The organism is Chryseobacterium paludis (assembly GCF_025403485.1).
Classification (GTDB): domain Bacteria; phylum Bacteroidota; class Bacteroidia; order Flavobacteriales; family Weeksellaceae; genus Chryseobacterium; species Chryseobacterium paludis.
In genome coordinates this window covers 2,400,082-2,417,732 of sequence record NZ_CP099966.1, presented here as the reverse complement: position 1 = coordinate 2,417,732, position 17,651 = coordinate 2,400,082, and the positions used below count along the sequence as shown (strand labels likewise).

The following is a 17,651-nucleotide window of genomic DNA, read 5'->3' as shown; positions in this document are numbered from 1 at the left end:
TAATAATTTTTGACGAATAATTTTTAAGGATATTTATCATAGAGTTTTTTGTTTCGAAAATAATTGTTAGATTTACCTAACATTTATTATTTCATGAAGCGAATATTATTTTCTGTTGTACTTTTATCATCCTATTGTTTCTCTCAGGAAACAGACAGTTTAAGTTTAAATCAAGCTCCAAGACCCGATTCTATAGCTACTCCCAAAAAAGAGATCAAAACGAAATTGATCGATGACGTAGTGATCACGGGAACACTAAAACCGATGAGCAGATCTAAAAGCCCGGTAGCGGTAGAAATTTATAGTCAGAAGTTTTTTCAAAAGAATCCAACGCCCAGTATTTTTGAAGCCATCTCGATGGTTAATGGAGTACGTCCCCAATTGAACTGTTCTGTATGTAATACAGGAGATATTCATATCAACGGTCTTGAAGGACCTTATACTATGATTCTGATCGATGGAATGCCGATTGTGAGCTCATTATCCACAGTCTATGGACTGAGTGGAATTCCAAATAGCCTGGTCGAGAGGATAGAGGTAGTGAAAGGTCCTGCTTCATCTCTCTATGGCTCCGAAGCAATGGGTGGTGTTATTAATATCATTACAAAAAATGCCTTAACAGCTCCGAGGCTTAGTGTAGATTTTATGACAAGTACCTGGAGTGAAGATAATATTGATTTATCAACGAAATTCAATGTTGGAAAAAAGGCGGCTTCATTATTAAGTCTTAACTATTTCAATTTTACTAAGAGAATAGATCAGAACAAAGATAACTTTACAGATGCTACCCTACAGAACAGGATATCTGTTTTTAATAAATGGAACTTTCAGAGAAAAGAAAACAGGCTGGCAAGTTTAGCGTTACGTTACTTATATGAGGATCGTTTTGGAGGGGAAATGCAATGGAATAGGTCTGATAGAGGGGGTAATAAAATATATGGTGAAAGTATTTATACCAATAGAATGGAAGCTTTAGGTGTATATCAATGGCCTTTGAAGGAACAGGTTATTACCCAATTTTCCTATAACTATCATAATCAGGATTCCTTTTATGGAACAAATCCTTATGATGCAAAGCAGAAAGTGGCTTTCGTTCAGACGTATTGGGATAAAAAATTTGGAAATCATGATTTGATCTTGGGAGCTACTTATAAGCGGACATTTTACGATGACAATACTCCGGGAACCTCATCAGGAGACGGACTTATGAACGAACCCATGAAGTCTCCCATTTTAGGAGCTTTTATACAGGACCAATGGGAAATAGATTCTAAAAACACAATATTGCTTGGTTACAGATATGATTACGACAGGATCCATCATTCTGTTCATTCACCAAGATTTGCATGGAAATTTTCACCTAATCCATACCATACCCTCCGGTTTAATTTCGGGACCGGTTTCAGGGTGGTGAATTTATTTACTGAAGATCATGCGGCTCTAACGGGTTCCCGGGAAGTGGTGATCAAATCTGATTTAAAACCTGAAAAATCAATTAATGGAAATTTAAATTACATCTGGAAAATTCCAGTAGGAGATCGTTTGATTAATCTTGATGCTTCTGCTTTCTATACCTATTTCAGTAATAAGATCGTAGGTGATTTTGATACAGATCCCGGAAAAATTATTTATGATAACCTTCACGGATATGGCATTTCAAAAGGAGCGTCGATGAATGTAGATTTCAGCTTCAGTTTTCCTCTGACTGTCAACCTTGGTGTAACTTATCTAGAAGTATTTCAGAAGTTGGATGGTGAAAATGGCAAAATTCAACAGCTTCATGCTCCAAAATGGAGTGGAACGTATAGCCTGACGTATAAATTTCAGAATGCTCTTACAGTAGATTTTACAGGTCAGTTTTATGGACCGATGAGATTACCGGTTTTACCGGATGACTTCCGTCCTGAGTATTCTACATTCTATTCTTTGGCTAATATTCAGGTTTCGAAATCTTTTAAATCAGGGTTTGAAGTGTATTGTGGGATTAAAAATCTTTTAAATTTTACACCTAAAGATCCATTGATGAGGCCGTTTGACCCGTTTGATCAGCATGTAAATGATCCTATTAATAACCCCAATAATTACAAGTTTGATACTGCTTATGGCTACGCACCAATGCAGGGAATACGTGGATTTTTTGGAGTAAGATATACTTTGAAATGAAAATATTTTTAATTTTATTTTTAATGTTAGTGCCCTACTTTTGTCTTTCTCAAAAGATGAGAGAGGGTACTTTTTCTGAACTTGAAACCCTACATAATAAACATCAGAGACCTGTTATCATTCATTTGTATACCGGATGGTGTGCCATTTGTAAAATTGAGTCTTTTAATCTGAATAAAGATAAAGATCTTGTTAATTTTATTAATGATCATTTTTATTTTATCAATTTCGAAGCGGAGAAAACTAAAGAAAAGATTCGTTTTGAAGGGAAAGAATTTAACTATCTCCCGAATGGAAATTCCGGGATCCATGAGCTAGCTCTGGCATTATCTAAAAATAAAAGTCAACCAGTTTATCCGCTGTGGATTATATTGGATGCTGATCAGAATCTGGTCTATTACCATGAAGGAGAATTTAAACCCGAAATAATGAAACAGAAACTTAAAGAAATTTCTGCTTTATAATAATTACTATTTTTACACTTATTTTTCAGATAATACTGATTTAAATAGTATAGAAAATCAGCCTAACCTGCGAAAGTTCTTGATGCTGCTAAAATAATTTGATTAATAATCTCTCGCAGATTAAAAAGCTGAGATAAATCCATCTTTTAATCACACTTCTCCATCCATTAAAATTGCCAGCTGAATACAAGGTTGATCAGAACGGTTACTCCAGGCATGGTTCGTTCCCCTTTGTATCACAATGTCTCCTGCTTTAAGAAGTGTTTCACCTTCCTCCATTATTAAATGCAGTTCACCTGAAAGAATAACAATGTAATCTAAGGTTTGAGTCTGATGCATCATAGGATGAAGTTCACCGGCTTTAAACTCAATTCCAAGGTCTTTATCAGGTGGAATGACCACATATCGGAAGTAGGTTCCGTTTTTGGGAGTTTGAGGAAATCCTGTATTGGGAATTGGAACTTCAAAATCCAGGCTTGCAGGAGCTTTCTGAGTATTCCAGATATCTGAAATAAGGAGTCCGGGTAAATGCTCTACTGCATTTTCTGCTTCCTTGTCTTCAACAATAGTTGATTTTCCGTTTTGAATCCCTGTTACAACGCGTCTTGGTATTTTATTCATAAATCTAATGGGACATAATTAATTTGTTTCCTTGAGTAAGGTTGTTTTTCAGCATTTGATGAGCTTGAAGAACGGTTTCTAAAGAAAGATTTCCAATCACTTTATATTTTGGCGGAACGATTATTCCTTCCTCGATAAGGTTAGAAATCTTGGTTAAACTATTTTTATAATAATCATAATTCTTCGTCATGCTAAAGGTATAATTCGAGATGTTCATGATTATGTTTCCTTTATTAAATAGTAATTCTTTGGCATCTTTACTGATTAGCGCAGTCACATCTATATACATTCCATGGATTTTCAGTACTTCGGCGGTCACCTCGGACATGTAATTACCAACGAGATCAACTCCGATATCAAAAGACAGATTATCATTTGCTTTAATTAAATTTTCTACCAGCCGGTCTTCTTTATAATTAATGATCTGATTATTTTTTAACCCCATTTCAAGCAATAACTTTCTGTTGTCCTCTGATCCTACCGTTGCAACTATATTGTTGTAACTGTTAGCGAGTAATAGTTTGATCAAAAAGGATCCGACTCCTCCGGTAGCTCCAGTGATCAAAACAGTATCGGTAGACTTTAATGACATACGATTAAAAGTTTGTAATGCAGTCATTCCTACCGATGGAATAGCTGCTGCCTGTTCAAAAGAAATGTTTTTAGGTTTTAATGCAACAATAGCCGCTGGAACTGTAATATATGCTGCATAAGAACCATTACTACCCATGGAGCCGCTGCCACAAAATATTTCGTCTCCAATTTCAAATTGGGAAACATCACTTCCTTTACCAATGATAATTCCTGAGAGTTCACGGCCTAAAACAGGAGAACTGACAAGCTTGCGTTCAAGCTCATTTTCAATCATCTGATAGTCGATGGGATTAAATCCACTGGCTTTTATTTGAATTAAAACTTCATTATTTTTAGGGTACGGTTTTTCTATATAACCATCTTCTAGTTTGAAATCTTTATTAAGTATGACTGTTTTCATTATAACAATTTTATAGGACAAATGTAAAACCAGAATAGTTTATATTTGCTACTAGTTAACTATTGGTAACTAGTAACTTTAAGGATACTATTATGTCAAAAATTATAGAAAACGGGGTAGAACGTGAAGCCACATGTACCGAAGAATTATTCGCAATGCGCGATAGTCTGGATGTTTTAGGAGGAAAGTGGAAGCTGATGATCTTACGTTATCTGACCAACCGAACTGATCAGCTGATTCATTTTAAAAAACTCCAGAGAGGGATTGATGGAATTTCTGCAAAAATGTTGAGTAAGGAACTAAAAGAGCTGGAAATCAATTTGCTGATCACCCGTACGATTCAGGATACCAAACCAATTACGGTAACTTATGCAGTAACCGAGTATGGAAAGTCGGTGCTTCCGGTTACAGAAACTCTGGTTAATTGGGGAATTCACCATCGGGAAAAGATTAAAGAATCGATGGGTGGGTAAAGGTGATTGAAAGATTTAAAAATTAAAACATTCAAAAGCTGAAGCCCTTCTGGGCTTTACATGTGATAGATTATAATGTCCCACAGATTTTTACAGATCATACAGATTTTTTAACGTTAGCATCTACGCCATCTGTAAAATCTGCGGGGAAAATAAATGTTATTTTAAAAGTACCGCGATGATTGCTAAAATAGCGGGTAAAGCCTGAACAAAGAATATTCTTTTTGTTGCAGAAATAGCTCCGTAAATTCCGGCTATAGCAACACAGCTCAAGAAAAATAAAGCAATATTAGTTTGCCATTCTGCGTCCTTGATAAAGAAAGTCCATGTTAATCCTGCAGCCAGAAAACCATTATAAAGACCTTGATTGGCTGCCAGCCCTTTAGTTGGCTTGAACATTTCCGCTGGTAACGCAGCTTTGAAAACTTCTTTACCTTTTGTTTCCCAGGCAAACATTTCCATCCAGAGAATATAAATATGTTCTAATGCTACTAATCCGATCAAAATTTTTGCAACGATTTCCATGATTAATTGTTTTTTGTCATTGTAAAACTAAAAAAATAAAGTTAAGTTTGATTACTAAATTTCAAAATGGATACTTTTAAAACACATCTGGATAAATTTATTACCATCAATGATGCGGATTATGTTTCTGTATTGTCTTTTTTCCAGGTAATGGAAGTTAAAAAGAAACAGAATCTACTTCTTGAGGGTGAAGTCTGTAAATCCATGTACTTTGTTTTAAACGGATGTCTCAGAAAGTTTTTTGTGAATGAAAAAGGAGTAGAACATACGACTGAGTTTGCTGTTGAAAACTGGTGGATGACAGATACTTTTGCCTATGAAAGGCAAATCAAAACTGAGTTTACGATACAGGCAGTAGAGCGGTCAACGATTTTAGTTATCGATCTTGAAACCCAGGAACTGTTATTGCAAAAGCATCCGGTTATGGAACGTTATTTCAGGATGATCTATCAGAGAGCTTATGCCGCTTCGGAAAGAAGGATCCGTTATTTATATGAAATGACAAGAGAGGATCTTTATATTCATTTCAGTACACAGTATCCATGGTTTATTCAGCGGATTCCACAATATTTAATTGCTTCTTTTTTAGGTTTTACACCAGAATATCTAAGCGAAATAAGAGCGAAATTACGTTCTTAAACCAGTTTAAGATTATTTAGAATTAAAAGTCCGAATTTTGTCATGTTATTAAAAGCTAATACAATGACTAATCAAAAAGTTCAATTTTCGCAGTTATTTTTAAGAGTGGCGATTGCCATAACAATGCTTTCCGCAGTGGCAGACCGATTCGGATTCTGGGGTAAAAATTCAGCTTGGGGAAACTGGGCGAATTTTGAGGAATACACCAGAAAACTAACCTTTTTTCTACCCGAAAGTTTAAGTCAGTTTTCAGCTTATACAGCCACATTCTTTGAAATTGCTATTCCACTGTTATTGCTTGTAGGATACAAAACCAAAATAGCAGCTTATGGTGCAGGATTTTTGTTGTTGATTTTTGCATTATCCATGAGTATAGCTTTAGGGGTAAAAGCACCTTTAGATTATTCAGTTTGGGTAGGAAGTGCCGCTGCATTTTTACTGGCAAGCCAACAAGAGTTTTCATTTAGTTTAGATCAATTAACCAAAAAAATATAATATTATGAGTACAAGAGTGAACATCGCAAAAACAGATGCAGCAGCTTACAAAGCAATGATGGGATTAGAGGGATATCTTCAGACTATTTCTTTAAACCCTATTCAAAAGGAATTAATTAAAATCAGAGCTTCACAGATCAATGGATGTGCATTTTGTTTGGATATGCATACAAAGGATGCCATGAAGTATGGAGAAACTCCACAAAGAATATATCTTTTAAATGCATGGAGAGAAGCTTTAGAATTATTTACAGAAGAAGAACAGGTCTTGCTTATGATGACAGAAGAGATTACTTTAATTAGTCATAAAGGTTTAACAGAAGAGACTTATCAGAAGGCAAAATCATTTTTTGATGAAACTCAGATTTCACAAATCATTATGGCTATTGTAACGATTAATGCATGGAACAGAATTGCGATAAGCACACATTTGCCGATCATGAAATAATTTTTTTAAATTGTTTTTTTAACAAGAAGAGCTTTTCATATGAAAAGCTCTTCTTGTTATTATTACCTAAATCATCCAGATAATTTAATAATTTATACTCTTCTTGTCAATCCTATCCTCTTTTTTCTCAGTATTTGAAATATGGAATAATCTTTTTTTATCCTTCAAATATTTAATTATTTAGAATTAATTAAAATAAGCATATTGTTAAAATATTTATTATTTAGACGTTTTTTTAATGTTTGTGATTAAAATAGTAATTGAATATATTTTTTGTGAAAAAAAATTGATGAATTGACATTCCTGCCTAGTAAATAAATCACTTTCAGTTCATGGAGGATTAATATCTGTTAACATACTTTTGGGAAAACAACTCACTTTTTAAATTTTTGTTAATATGGATATAAAAAAACATTTGCTAAGTACTGCGGTCCTCTTTTTTATCGGACAGTCTGCTTATGCCCAGAGTACAAAGAAAGATACAGTCACTAAAGAAAAAAAAATAGAAGAGGTAGTGGTGGTGGGTTATGGAACACAGAAGAAAAGCGAGGTAACAGCAGCAATGTCACAGGTAAAAGCTGAAGATATGGCAGGCCTGGTCACTGCTAGTTTTGAATCTCAGCTGGCTGGAAGAGCAGCAGGGGTCAATGTAACAACCAGTTCAGGTATGGTAGGAGCACCTCCTGCTATCAATATTAGAGGAATAAATTCCATTAATTCAGGAACTTATCCTTTGGTTGTAGTAGACGGGATGCCAATTTTCACAGGTGATACGGGAGGATATGCTCCAAGCAATGCCTTGGGAGATATTAACCCTTCGGACATAGAGAGTATAGAAATTTTAAAAGATGGAGCTGCCGCTGCTGTTTATGGTTCCAGGGCTGCCAATGGAGTAATGATCATTACGACAAAGAAGGGTAAAAAAGGTAAATTTCAGTTAGATTACAATACCTATACAGGACTTGCCCAGGTTGTTAAACAGTTTGATCTTCTTCAGACACCAGATTTTCTGACGATTTCTAATGAAAAAAGAACAAATGCAGGGAGAGCACCTTGGGCCTTTGGAACAGAATATAATACAAACTGGCAAAAAGCGGTTTTAAGAACAGCAACTCAAACAGACCATAATATATCTCTTCAGGGAGGTTTGGGTAAGGGTTCGTATTTTGGATCTGTAGGCTATACTAAACAGGATGGAATTATTTTGAGTAATGGCATGGAAAGGTTTACAGCCCGTTTTAATGTAAATCAGGAAGTGACCAACTGGCTGAAAATGGGTGCTAATCTGGGAGTAACGAGAACAGAATATCAATCCCTTAATTCGGGGGTCAATTCTCTCTCAGGAGCGATGGCTAATGCTGTAAAACAATTACCGAATACTTCTATATATAGAGCAGATGGTCCATTTGGATATAATATTGATGTTGTAGGCACCAATACAATTACAGGGCGAGGGCAAAACACGGAGCATATTGCAAATAATCTTCCAAATATTATGTATGTTCTTAATACCAATAGATTGCAGTCCAAAGTACTACGGGTGCTGGGAGATGTTTATGGAGAAATAAAAATATTACCATCTCTTACCTATAAGCTTCAGATGAGCATAGATCGATCTCAGAATGAGGGATTAATGTACTGGAATGCATTTCATGGAGATGGGCGGGGTAGCAATGGGCGGATCCAAAACAGCAATACAACTATGGAAAGGTATAATATTCAAAATATATTAAACTTTAACAAAAGTTTTGGAGAGCATAAAATTGGAATTACATTGGTGAATGAATATCAGAAAGAAAATCAGAACTCCTTTTTTGGAGGTGGAATAGATTTGGGTGATTCTTATTTTAATACGAATGTAATTTCAGGTTCTTATGGAACCCCGGTTTCAGGGGGAGGAAAAACAGAATTTGCATTGATATCCTATCTGGCAAGATTTAATTATGATTTTGGAAAAAGATATTTTTTCCAGGGAGTAATACGAAGGGATGATTTGTCTTCTCTTCCTAAAGAGGGTAGAGTAGGGTATTTCCCAGGAGCTTCGTTAGGATGGAATGTGAGTAATGAGAGCTTTTTTGAAAAAGCTAAAAATATTGTCAATGAGCTAAAGGTTCGTGCTTCTTATGGTAGAGTAGGTAATAGTAGTATTGGAAATTATCCATATATGTCTTTATATGGACCAGCTAGGTATGGAGATTCTAATGGATTAGGCTATTTCCAGATGGGAGTTAACTCATTGAGATGGGAGCGAAGTGAGAAGTTGGATTATGGTGTGGATATGAGCTTTTTAGGTAATAAGCTTAAAGTTACTTTAGACTATTTTGTAAATAATATTGATGAAATGATTCAGCAGGTTCCTGTTGATCCTTCTTTAGGAATCCCAGACAATCAATACAGCTCAAATATTGGGGTAGCGAAGAATAAAGGTTGGGAACTGACAGTGAACTATACCCCTATTAAAAAAGACAATTTTGAATTAAATATTGGCGGTAACATCTCATTGATTAATAATAAAATCACACAATTGTATAAAGGGGCAGATATTTTCCCTGGAAATGTGGATTGGGGAAATTTCGACCGTTTTTACAGAGTACATAAGGAAGGTTATTCTATGAACCAGTTGTATGGAATAAAATACTGGGGGGTAAATTCGGCTAATGGTAATCCTGTTTATTACAGGTTGGATGGTTCTTTGGTACAATATAATTTAAATACAAGATTATATAATGTTTTTAATCAGGATGATCCGAGCAATGTCTCTCAGAGTGGAAAAGCTCCGGAGAATCAATTATTAGGAAATACAATCCCAAAATATTTTGGAGCTTTCAATTTATCAGTGAAGTATCATAATTTCGACTTGGGCACTCTGATGAGGTTTAGTGGTGGAAACTATATTATGAACATTACAAGAAGAGAAATGCTGAGTCAGAATCTTGTTAATAATTCTAAAGAAATTATGGGAAGATGGCAGAGCCCGGAAAATCCTGGTGATGGATGGACTCCAAGGCTGATGGCGGGTAATGATCCGGGAGTAAACGGGCCATCGGTTTCCAATAGTAGGTTTATAGAAAAGGGAGACTTTATAAAATTCGATAACCTCACTTTAGGTTATAGTTTAGAACGAGAATTTTTGAATAAAATTAATATCCAAAAAATGAGACTTTATATCCAGGCACAAAATGCATTCATTATTACTAAATATTCAGGTGCAGATCCGGAAATGCAGGTTAATGGTTTGGATTTTAATGGAATCCCAAGACAGCGAGTTTTTTCAGTTGGATTAAATGTTACCCTTTAAAAATATTATGATGAATAAATTAAAAAAATATATACTATTAGTTTTTGTAGGATTGGTATTCAGCTCATGCCAACAGGATATTTTAGATACTACATCTTTTAATAATCCAAATCCTGAATTGGCATTTACTTCTCCTGAATTGGTTCAGTTGGCGGTAAATGGAGTTTATAATGCAGCACAAATTGGATATTATAGCAGTACTCCATTATCGAACAGTGCAAGAGGCTATGTTTTTGGCGCAGCTTATTTTCAGCAAAATGAGGTACGGGGAGAAGATGTAGTGAATACACAAGCATTCTATCAATTGACTTATGAGTCTAATTATGATCCTACTACTGCCAATAATGCATATTATTGGAGTGATGCCTACCGACTTATTAACAGAGCTAATCTTGTTAATGAGGGGATTAATAGAGCCGTGAACAATAAAGTAATTTCTGAGGATCAGGGAAATATATATAAGGGAGAGGTTTTATTTTTTAGAGCTTTGGCTCATTTGGAACTTCTGAAGCATTTTTCAAGACCTTATCATTTAGACAATGGATCTTCCATGGGAGTGCCCTACAGAACAATTGGGGTAGATACTGAAGCTACTATAGAGCAGGCAATGCAGGTAGGTAGAGGTACTGTGGCAGAGGGATATGAGAAGCTTTTTGAAGATTTGAACTTTGCAGAAAATGGTCTTCCTGGTAATGCTCAAAGACAGGGAATAAATAAAATAGGCAAAATAACCAAAGGAGCTGCAATTGCTATTAAAATAAGAGCTTATTTGAATATGAGAAACTGGAGTAAGGTAATAGAAGAATATAATAAATTAACCTCTATGTATACTTTAGAATCCAACCCTCTTACAGTATTTAATAACAACCTGACCAATACAGAGTCTATTTTTTCTATCATTAACACAGCAAATAATAACCCGGGAGTCAACGGAGCATTAGCTTCGCAATTTAGTGGTCGTTCTTTAATAGCCATCAGTCCTATTTTATGGAATAATCCTTTGTGGCTGAAAGATGATAAAAGACGATCGGTTACAGATGTTGTCTCCGGGTCCAGATTTACCAGGAAATATAAAGATATAACAACATTTTCTGATGCATCACCAATTGTTAGATTCTCCGAAATGAAATTAGCAGCAGCCGAGGCTCATGCAAGATTAAATAATATGACAAGTGCGTTGTTACTTCTTAATGAAGTTAGAAACAGAGCATTAGAAACCCCCAATACAGAAGCCTACACCAGCTCATCTTTTTCTAATAAAGAAGGTATGATAAAAGCTATTCTGTTAGAAAGAAGAATAGAATTGAGCTGTGAGGGGGTTCGTTGGGCAGATATACATAGATTGATCAATGATGATATTGCACCTACCTATGGAATTCCAGCAAAAGTGCCAAATGGATTTCCTTCAGCTTCAAGTTATACAATAGGAATTCCATATTCTGGAAATCTAACAAACAGTATTCCTTATACGGATAAAAGATTTCTGTGGCCTATACCATTAATGACCACAAGTGTTAATCCACTTCTTGCCGGTCAGCAAAACCCGGAATGGTAAAATGAAAATTGTAATCATTACAAAAGAGCTTCTCAATATTGAGAAGCTCTTTTGCTTGTAAAAGGTTTATAAAAATTTTCAGTGATTTTTTCTTTTAAAAGGTCCCTGTGGTGCAATGATTTCCAGATTGGTTCCATCCGGATCCTGAAAATAAGCGACAGCGGTACCAAATCCGGATTTTAAACCATCTTCTTCCTGAAATACAATAGGTTCTCCCTGAGGCTCTATACCTATTTCCTTTAGCCTTTGAACTGCTGCATCGATATCATCAACTTCAAAACATAAATGCATAGCACTGATCTGATCATTTTTATAGGAAGCTTGTTCAGATTCTGGAATGACATACTCCAGGATATCTATATTGAGGTTGTCAAGATGCAGATTGGCATATTTGATACGGGTGTCTTTTAATCCTTGTGTTTTTGCCATTCTTTCACCTCCTATTTCATCGATATTGGAAACTTTTGTTCCCGTTAAGGCTTCATAAAAAGCAATTGATTTCTCTAAATTTTTAACGGTAATACCAACATGATTAGCTCGGGTAAAACCTTGATTTGATGATTTTTCCATTGTTTGAAATTTTGTGATTATATAAGTGTTATGGCTCTTGATTCAGTTGTAGAACATTTGCGTTTAAAGGCTGTTCAATTTTACGTTGCAATTTTTTGTCATTCAATGTAATATAAATTTCCATAGAACCTGTTCCTACTTTTAATGACAAAATATGACCGCCATATGCATCAAATTTTTCATCTGTTGCGATGCCATGAATATGTATGGAAGGTCCTTTTTCGTTCCAGGCGACTGAACCGGTTAGGTTTCCCATTTCTACACGGTTGAAAGTTTTAGGATTGAATTTTTTCTTATTAAAATCGTAGAATCCAAAAGTGACTTCACTTGCAAAACCAATTCCTGAGAAATTGGCAAATGGAATTTTTTCATTGACTGCCAGTTTTTCAATTTCTGCAATTACATTATCGCCTTCACGCAATACCATGATATATCCGGTTTGGGTTTTATTGTAACGTGGAATCTCTGTCTTAGAGACCTGTTGAGCAAATATATGTACGGTGACAAAAAACAGTAATGCTACAAGGCGAAATTTTTGGATTAAAATCTTCATTTTCATTAATTTAAGCTCAATAATGATTATGTTAAATTACACATTATTACTGAAAGTTTAATAAATAGCGACAGGATTGATGTTAACCTGAGTAGATCCTTTATAAAGAGGCTGTCCTAAAACAAACATAAATTCCCATATCTTTTCTTTTACCAACGGACGGCTGTCAATTAATTCCAGATTGTAAATTCCTTTTTTAGCCAGCATAAATTGATTGATTGGAAACTCTTCCTTACTTTTTGGGTTTGGATAAACCTCAGAAGCCCACGTATCACCTCCAAAAGCAACAATACCCTGATCGGCAAGCCATTTTGCGGCTTCCATGCCGATGCCTGGTTCAACTTCTAAAAACTGTTTGCTGTCCTTACCAATGAGTTCAAGCCATCCTGTATTAAAAAGGACAACGTCCCCTTTTCTAAGGCTAATTCCCTGTTTTTTTAATACTGCTTTAATATCGGATGCTGTAAATTCTGTTCCTCCGGGAACAATGGATTTTCCGTAATAAGAGGTCATATCCAGTACAACCCCGCGGGTTACAAATGGAGGGACTTTTTCAATACCTAATTTTTTCACGCCCTCTACGGTTACAAAATCAGCAGCTTTATTTCCGTTGTAATAGGTATTGTTGATTCCGATATGTCCAATTCCATTAAGCTGTGTTCCGACACCAGTCCAGCCATTGACCAATTCATCATTGAATGTGAATTTATTGGTGCCAATACTTTGGCCACCCTGTTCCCCGGGTTGGATATTGTACAAATTAAAACTTCTATGGCGGAAAGCAGGAAGGTTTTTATCAATAGCAACAGCTAGTGGTAATGTTTTACCTTGTTTTACCAATGTAATAGCTCCTTTTACCACATCAGGAGTTAAAAGATTAGCTGCTCCTATTTCGTCATGAGCACCATATGAAGATGGATACCATGATTGATCTTCAGGGTTGATATATTGGTTTTGAGCTTTAATGGATATTGTATTAAAAGCCAATAAAGCTGCCAATCCGAACATTGTGATCAGATTATTTTTCATTTTCTGTAAATTGAGTGATTGAGAAGAAAGAAAAACTCTGCCAACATTTTCTGAGAAAAGAACCTGTTGACAGAAGTTTCTATATTATATTTTATTTAATGCTGAATTGATGGTATTCAATTCTTTCTGAGAAAGATCAACAGACATTGCCTTTGCATTTTCAATAGCTTGCTGAGCATTACGGGCTCCGGCTAATACAACACTTATAGCAGGCTGTAAGCTTGTCCAACGTAATACCAATTGAGAAACGCTGGCATTTTTTTCCTCTGCCATAACTTCCAGAGTTTCTAAGAAGGTTTTTACTTTTTCAAGATCAAACTGGGCAAAATACCCATTACGATGATCATCAGCTTTTAGCTGAGCCTTTTTAAAATATTTACCGGTTAATAAACCTCTCTCCATTGGGCTGTAAACAATAATTCCAGTATTGTTTTCCAAAGAATAAGGTACAATATCTTTTTCTATAGCCCTGTTCAGCATGCTGTATGAAACCTGATTGCTTGCCAGTTGAATTGTTTTGGAAGCCTCTTCCATTTGTTCCACAAGGTAGTTACTAACTCCCGCAGTACGGATTTTTCCCTGTTGGATCAAAAGCTCTAAAGCTTCCATTGTTTCGCTGATAGGCGTAGAGTTATCTGGCCAGTGTAATTGTAGAAGATCAATATAATCTGTTCCCAAACGTTTTAAACTTTCTTCAACTTCTTTGATTATGTTTTCTTTAGAAGCAAATTTATATACCGGAAGTGTTTTACCAGCTTCTTCGGCATTAAAAAAGAACTCTCCTTTTCCATTATTACTTCCATCCCATACCAAACCAAATTTAGTTAATAACTGAATTTTTGAACGGTCTTTTCCTTTAATGGCTTCCCCGATCATTTCTTCACTTAATCCAAAACCATAAAATGGGGCAGTATCAATAGAGGTTACTCCGTTATCCAAAGAAGCGTGGATAGAGTTTATAGAATCTTGTTTTTCATTTCCACCCCACATATTTCCACCGATGGCAAAAGCACCGTGAGTAATGACTGATAATTCGAGATCAGTATTACCTAATTTTCTATATTCCATTTGTTGTCTTAAAATTTTTGAAATTTATTTGTTTAATTCTTTTAAAATAGCTTCACCAACAGCTTTTGCAGATTGCGGATTTTGGCCGGTAATGACTCTTTGATCTGTTACAACATGCGTCTGCCAAAGCCCGGATTTTTCGAATTTTGCGCCTCTTGCTTTTAACTGCTCTTCCAGAAGGAAAGGAACAACGTTCGTTAATTTTACTTCAGCTTCTTCCTCATTGGTAAAAGCGTTGATCTTTTTACCATCAATGAGGTATTTACCATCATTCAACTTGATATTTACCAAACCAGCCGGACCGTGGCATACTCCTGCTACAATTCCGCCGTTCTCATAAATTTTCGAAGCAATGGAAGCGAGTTCCGTATTGTCTGCAAAATCCCACATAGCACCATGACCGCCAGCATAAAAAATAGCTGAATATTCGTTTGGTTTTACCTGAGAAGGAGTAAGAGAATGGTCAATTTTGTTTTTGTATTCTTTATTTTCCCAGAACTCCTTATTTACAGGATCTTTAAGATCAAATCCATCAACTGGAGGAGTTCCTCCCTTAGGACTTACAAAATCGATATCATATCCTGCATGGTGAAGAACTTCCCAAGGATGAGAAACTTCTCCTAAATAATATCCGGTATTTTCTCCGGTATCTCCTTTTTTGTCATGACTTGTCACAACGAATAAAATTTTCTTTTTCATTTTAATTGATTTTTTTGTTTGTGAATTGATTAATCCTATCATGAATAGGCTGAGTACCAGAAACGCAAGTTTTTTCATGATTACAAAATGTTGGTTTTATAAATTTGAGGAATTTCCTGCAACTTTTCATCAATCAGAGCTCCAAAAGCCTGGATATAGGGTTGCTGATTGTGCTGTTCAAGTCCTGCAGCATCTTTCCATATTTCGTAGAATACAAATTCATTCTTATCCTCTATTCCCTGATGTAAACTGTAGAGCTCGCAGGACTCTTCTTTACGGGTTTCTTTTACCATATTTTGAAGAACTTCCAATACTTCTGCCTGATGTTCTTCTTTTGCTTTTATAATTGCTGTAAGATATATTTTCATAATAATTTAATTAAATAAAGTTTTCTATTGAAGAATATTGTGGATTCCAACCCAATTCTGTTTTTGCTTTATCAGCACTACATAAACTGTTAGAAGCAAAACCAAAATATCCTCCTGCAGGACCAAATTTATTGACTGCTTCCTGTACGCTTAAAGATTGTGCCGGGTTTAGATTATGTTTTCTACTGATGTTCTCAGCAATGTTTTTTATGGTTGATGAACCGTTCTCTGCATAGTAAATAGAACCCGCCTTTGCATTTTCTAAAGCTAGTACATATAAATCTGACAGATCTTCAATATGTACGTTTGACCATATATTCTCTCCTTTTCCGAAATAAATGCCAAATCCTTTTTCTTTTGAAAATTGAGTTAAGGCCGGAATCTGGATGCTGTCTTTTTTTAGACCTAAGCCTGTACCATATACCATTGTGGGTACGATAACAATACTTCGGATGTTTTTTTGAGCAGATCGTAAAACATAATCATTAATAAGAACTCTTGAAGCCATTTCCAGCCTGGGATTTAAAGGAATATCTTCAGTGAAGACAAAATCGCTTTTTTCTCCATTTTCCTTTCCGCCGAGAATTGCCGAACCTGAGGTGAAAATTAAGGTCTTACCACTTCCTTCCAAAGCATTGATGATACTGTCCAATGCATAAGCATCATCTGCAGAATCTGCGTTGTGGATAATGGCATCAGCATTCGCAATAGCAGATTTTAAAACCGATTCATCATGTATATTTCCTATAATGGATTCGATTCCTAATGATTCCAGTTCTTTTACTTGTGCGTTGTTACGAACTAAGCCAATTACATGATAGCTTTTTTCTTGTAGCTTCTTGGCAATTGTTCCACCAATATAGCCTGTAATTCCTGTGATCAGTACCTTTTTCATTACACGTATTGTGGTTTTAGTTCTTTTTCAAAAACATTTTTAATATGACTTTGGTAAAGTTTCATATCACGTTCTATATTAGCGTTCTTTTCTACATCATGGAAGTGGAAACTATCCATTTTTTGTAAAGAAACAAAGGCATTCATTCTATGAAACCCAAATAATGGTCCATCATCTACACTTGTTTCGCTAAAGAATTCTCCGGGTAATGTAAATGCAGTTTCAGGCGCATTCCAACTTGTTGTTACCATATATTTTCTTCCGCCAAGCATTCCTCCGGTTCCATAATTGATCTCAGGATTCTCTGCTGTTCTGCCATCACTCAGATAAATACCTTTGGCATGACCTGCAGTAAAAACATCATCGATGTATTTTTTAAATCCATTAGGAAGCTGAAACCACCAGATCGGAGTATGGTAAATAATATAATCTGCCCACACGAATTTCTGAACCTCTTCATTATTGTCATAACCTTCTGCAACATTAGTTACCTTAACTTCTACATTTTCAAAATCTTTTAAAGCTTCTAATGTGTTGTCAGCGATTGTTTTATTATATTTTCCTCCAGAATGTCCAAAGTTTTGACCACCATTAATTATTAATACTTTTTTCATTGTTTTATGATTGTTTAAAATTGATAGTGCAAAGTTAGTTCCTGTCGTTCTATGATAAAAATAGTATAAATTATAGTTTAGTATCAGAATAATGATATATTAAATTTAAAGAATTATGGGTGAATATCATATTGTCCTTTAATCTTATTACGGTATTTCTCCAGTAATTTTGTTTAGCAA

Annotated in this window: 19 protein-coding genes; 8 read left to right on the top strand and 11 right to left on the bottom strand. The window is 35.3% G+C overall.

What is annotated here, in order from left to right; translation table 11 throughout:
• Window positions 1–93 precede the first annotated feature (93 nt).
• Both NG806_RS10795 and NG806_RS10790 read left to right on the top strand, forming a co-directional pair.
• The gene (locus NG806_RS10795) at window positions 94–2,163 is read left to right on the top strand and encodes a TonB-dependent receptor plug domain-containing protein (protein ID WP_261513039.1); all 2,070 of its coding nucleotides are present in this window, start codon (window positions 94–96) and stop codon (window positions 2,161–2,163) included.
• Window positions 2,160–2,627, top strand: coding sequence for a thioredoxin family protein (locus tag NG806_RS10790; RefSeq protein ID WP_214829012.1), 468 nt, complete (start codon window positions 2,160–2,162; stop codon window positions 2,625–2,627). The genes NG806_RS10795 and NG806_RS10790 overlap by 4 nt, the downstream gene beginning before the upstream one ends.
• A 150-nt stretch (window positions 2,628–2,777) precedes the next feature.
• On the opposite strand, the gene NG806_RS10785 is transcribed toward NG806_RS10790, so the two are convergent.
• Together NG806_RS10785 and NG806_RS10780 are read right to left on the bottom strand one after the other, a co-directional pair.
• Window positions 2,778–3,248, bottom strand: a complete 471-nt coding sequence (locus NG806_RS10785) for a cupin domain-containing protein (protein WP_261513038.1) — start codon at window positions 3,246–3,248, stop codon at window positions 2,778–2,780.
• A gap of 4 nt (window positions 3,249–3,252) precedes the next feature.
• Entirely contained in the window at window positions 3,253–4,242 is a 990-nt protein-coding gene (locus NG806_RS10780) for an NADP-dependent oxidoreductase (RefSeq protein WP_261513036.1), read from the bottom strand.
• Between the two features lie 92 nt (window positions 4,243–4,334).
• On the opposite strand from NG806_RS10780, the gene NG806_RS10775 reads away from it, so the two are divergent.
• A complete protein-coding gene (locus NG806_RS10775) occupies window positions 4,335–4,715 on the top strand; it encodes a winged helix-turn-helix transcriptional regulator (RefSeq protein WP_214829017.1) in 381 nt (126 codons plus the stop codon).
• Window positions 4,716–4,874: 159 nt separating this feature from the next.
• Here the strand turns inward: NG806_RS10775 and NG806_RS10770 are convergent, their stop codons facing one another.
• A complete protein-coding gene (locus NG806_RS10770) occupies window positions 4,875–5,240 on the bottom strand; it encodes a DUF1304 domain-containing protein (protein WP_214829019.1) in 366 nt (121 codons plus the stop codon).
• Window positions 5,241–5,306: 66 nt separating this feature from the next.
• Between NG806_RS10770 and NG806_RS10765 the strand changes: the two genes are divergently transcribed.
• From NG806_RS10765 to NG806_RS10745, 5 genes are all read left to right on the top strand, one after another.
• Window positions 5,307–5,879 carry a Crp/Fnr family transcriptional regulator gene (locus tag NG806_RS10765; RefSeq protein WP_214829021.1) on the top strand — a complete coding sequence of 191 codons (573 nt, stop codon included), beginning with the start codon at window positions 5,307–5,309 and terminating at the stop codon, window positions 5,877–5,879.
• A 63-nt stretch (window positions 5,880–5,942) separates the two neighbouring features.
• Window positions 5,943–6,374 carry a DoxX family membrane protein gene (locus NG806_RS10760; protein ID WP_261513035.1) on the top strand — a complete coding sequence of 144 codons (432 nt, stop codon included), beginning with the start codon at window positions 5,943–5,945 and terminating at the stop codon, window positions 6,372–6,374.
• Window positions 6,375–6,378: 4 nt separating this feature from the next.
• Complete coding sequence (locus tag NG806_RS10755; RefSeq protein WP_214829025.1) at window positions 6,379–6,822, top strand: carboxymuconolactone decarboxylase family protein; 444 nt, start codon at window positions 6,379–6,381, stop codon at window positions 6,820–6,822.
• 397 nt (window positions 6,823–7,219) lie between these two features.
• Entirely contained in the window at window positions 7,220–10,120 is a 2,901-nt protein-coding gene (locus tag NG806_RS10750) for a SusC/RagA family TonB-linked outer membrane protein (RefSeq protein WP_261513034.1), read from the top strand.
• A 10-nt stretch (window positions 10,121–10,130) separates the two neighbouring features.
• Window positions 10,131–11,675 carry a RagB/SusD family nutrient uptake outer membrane protein gene (locus NG806_RS10745; RefSeq protein ID WP_261513033.1) on the top strand — a complete coding sequence of 515 codons (1,545 nt, stop codon included), beginning with the start codon at window positions 10,131–10,133 and terminating at the stop codon, window positions 11,673–11,675.
• A gap of 78 nt (window positions 11,676–11,753) precedes the next feature.
• Here NG806_RS10745 and NG806_RS10740 read toward each other — a convergent pair whose 3' ends face one another.
• The 8 genes from NG806_RS10740 to NG806_RS10705 form a co-directional block, all read right to left on the bottom strand.
• A complete protein-coding gene (locus NG806_RS10740) occupies window positions 11,754–12,245 on the bottom strand; it encodes a VOC family protein (protein ID WP_214829037.1) in 492 nt (163 codons plus the stop codon).
• 28 nt (window positions 12,246–12,273) lie between these two features.
• Complete coding sequence (locus NG806_RS10735; RefSeq protein WP_214829039.1) at window positions 12,274–12,798, bottom strand: PPC domain-containing DNA-binding protein; 525 nt, start codon at window positions 12,796–12,798, stop codon at window positions 12,274–12,276.
• Window positions 12,799–12,855: 57 nt separating this feature from the next.
• Entirely contained in the window at window positions 12,856–13,827 is a 972-nt protein-coding gene (locus tag NG806_RS10730; protein ID WP_214829041.1) for a cyclase family protein, read from the bottom strand.
• A gap of 84 nt (window positions 13,828–13,911) precedes the next feature.
• Complete coding sequence (locus tag NG806_RS10725; protein WP_261513032.1) at window positions 13,912–14,895, bottom strand: aldo/keto reductase; 984 nt, start codon at window positions 14,893–14,895, stop codon at window positions 13,912–13,914.
• A 24-nt stretch (window positions 14,896–14,919) separates the two neighbouring features.
• On the bottom strand, window positions 14,920–15,594 hold the full coding sequence (locus NG806_RS10720) for a type 1 glutamine amidotransferase domain-containing protein (protein WP_261513030.1): 675 nt from the start codon (window positions 15,592–15,594) through the stop codon (window positions 14,920–14,922).
• Between the two features lie 80 nt (window positions 15,595–15,674).
• Window positions 15,675–15,962 carry a putative quinol monooxygenase gene (locus NG806_RS10715; protein WP_261513028.1) on the bottom strand — a complete coding sequence of 96 codons (288 nt, stop codon included), beginning with the start codon at window positions 15,960–15,962 and terminating at the stop codon, window positions 15,675–15,677.
• Window positions 15,963–15,972: 10 nt separating this feature from the next.
• A complete protein-coding gene (locus tag NG806_RS10710) occupies window positions 15,973–16,857 on the bottom strand; it encodes an NAD-dependent epimerase/dehydratase family protein (RefSeq protein ID WP_261513027.1) in 885 nt (294 codons plus the stop codon).
• Complete coding sequence (locus NG806_RS10705; RefSeq protein WP_261513026.1) at window positions 16,857–17,471, bottom strand: NAD(P)H-dependent oxidoreductase; 615 nt, start codon at window positions 17,469–17,471, stop codon at window positions 16,857–16,859. The genes NG806_RS10710 and NG806_RS10705 overlap by 1 nt, the downstream gene beginning before the upstream one ends.
• Between the last annotated feature and the right edge of the window lie 180 nt (window positions 17,472–17,651).

Excerpts from the sequence above, each read along its gene's own strand:
- NG806_RS10795 (WP_261513039.1), top strand. The coding sequence starts at position 94 with ATGAAGCGAATATTATTTTCTGTTGTACTTTTATCATCCTATTGTTTC.
- NG806_RS10790 (WP_214829012.1), top strand. The coding sequence starts at position 2,160 with ATGAAAATATTTTTAATTTTATTTTTAATGTTAGTGCCCTACTTTTGT.
- NG806_RS10785 (WP_261513038.1), bottom strand. The coding sequence starts at position 3,248 with ATGAATAAAATACCAAGACGCGTTGTAACAGGGATTCAAAACGGAAAA.
- NG806_RS10780 (WP_261513036.1), bottom strand. The coding sequence starts at position 4,242 with ATGAAAACAGTCATACTTAATAAAGATTTCAAACTAGAAGATGGTTAT.
- NG806_RS10775 (WP_214829017.1), top strand. The coding sequence starts at position 4,335 with ATGTCAAAAATTATAGAAAACGGGGTAGAACGTGAAGCCACATGTACC.
- NG806_RS10770 (WP_214829019.1), bottom strand. The coding sequence starts at position 5,240 with ATGGAAATCGTTGCAAAAATTTTGATCGGATTAGTAGCATTAGAACAT.
- NG806_RS10765 (WP_214829021.1), top strand. The coding sequence starts at position 5,307 with ATGGATACTTTTAAAACACATCTGGATAAATTTATTACCATCAATGAT.
- NG806_RS10760 (WP_261513035.1), top strand. The coding sequence starts at position 5,943 with ATGACTAATCAAAAAGTTCAATTTTCGCAGTTATTTTTAAGAGTGGCG.
- NG806_RS10755 (WP_214829025.1), top strand. The coding sequence starts at position 6,379 with ATGAGTACAAGAGTGAACATCGCAAAAACAGATGCAGCAGCTTACAAA.
- NG806_RS10750 (WP_261513034.1), top strand. The coding sequence starts at position 7,220 with ATGGATATAAAAAAACATTTGCTAAGTACTGCGGTCCTCTTTTTTATC.
- NG806_RS10745 (WP_261513033.1), top strand. The coding sequence starts at position 10,131 with ATGAATAAATTAAAAAAATATATACTATTAGTTTTTGTAGGATTGGTA.
- NG806_RS10740 (WP_214829037.1), bottom strand. The coding sequence starts at position 12,245 with ATGGAAAAATCATCAAATCAAGGTTTTACCCGAGCTAATCATGTTGGT.
- NG806_RS10735 (WP_214829039.1), bottom strand. The coding sequence starts at position 12,798 with ATGAAGATTTTAATCCAAAAATTTCGCCTTGTAGCATTACTGTTTTTT.
- NG806_RS10730 (WP_214829041.1), bottom strand. The coding sequence starts at position 13,827 with ATGAAAAATAATCTGATCACAATGTTCGGATTGGCAGCTTTATTGGCT.
- NG806_RS10725 (WP_261513032.1), bottom strand. The coding sequence starts at position 14,895 with ATGGAATATAGAAAATTAGGTAATACTGATCTCGAATTATCAGTCATT.
- NG806_RS10720 (WP_261513030.1), bottom strand. The coding sequence starts at position 15,594 with ATGAAAAAGAAAATTTTATTCGTTGTGACAAGTCATGACAAAAAAGGA.
- NG806_RS10715 (WP_261513028.1), bottom strand. The coding sequence starts at position 15,962 with ATGAAAATATATCTTACAGCAATTATAAAAGCAAAAGAAGAACATCAG.
- NG806_RS10710 (WP_261513027.1), bottom strand. The coding sequence starts at position 16,857 with ATGAAAAAGGTACTGATCACAGGAATTACAGGCTATATTGGTGGAACA.
- NG806_RS10705 (WP_261513026.1), bottom strand. The coding sequence starts at position 17,471 with ATGAAAAAAGTATTAATAATTAATGGTGGTCAAAACTTTGGACATTCT.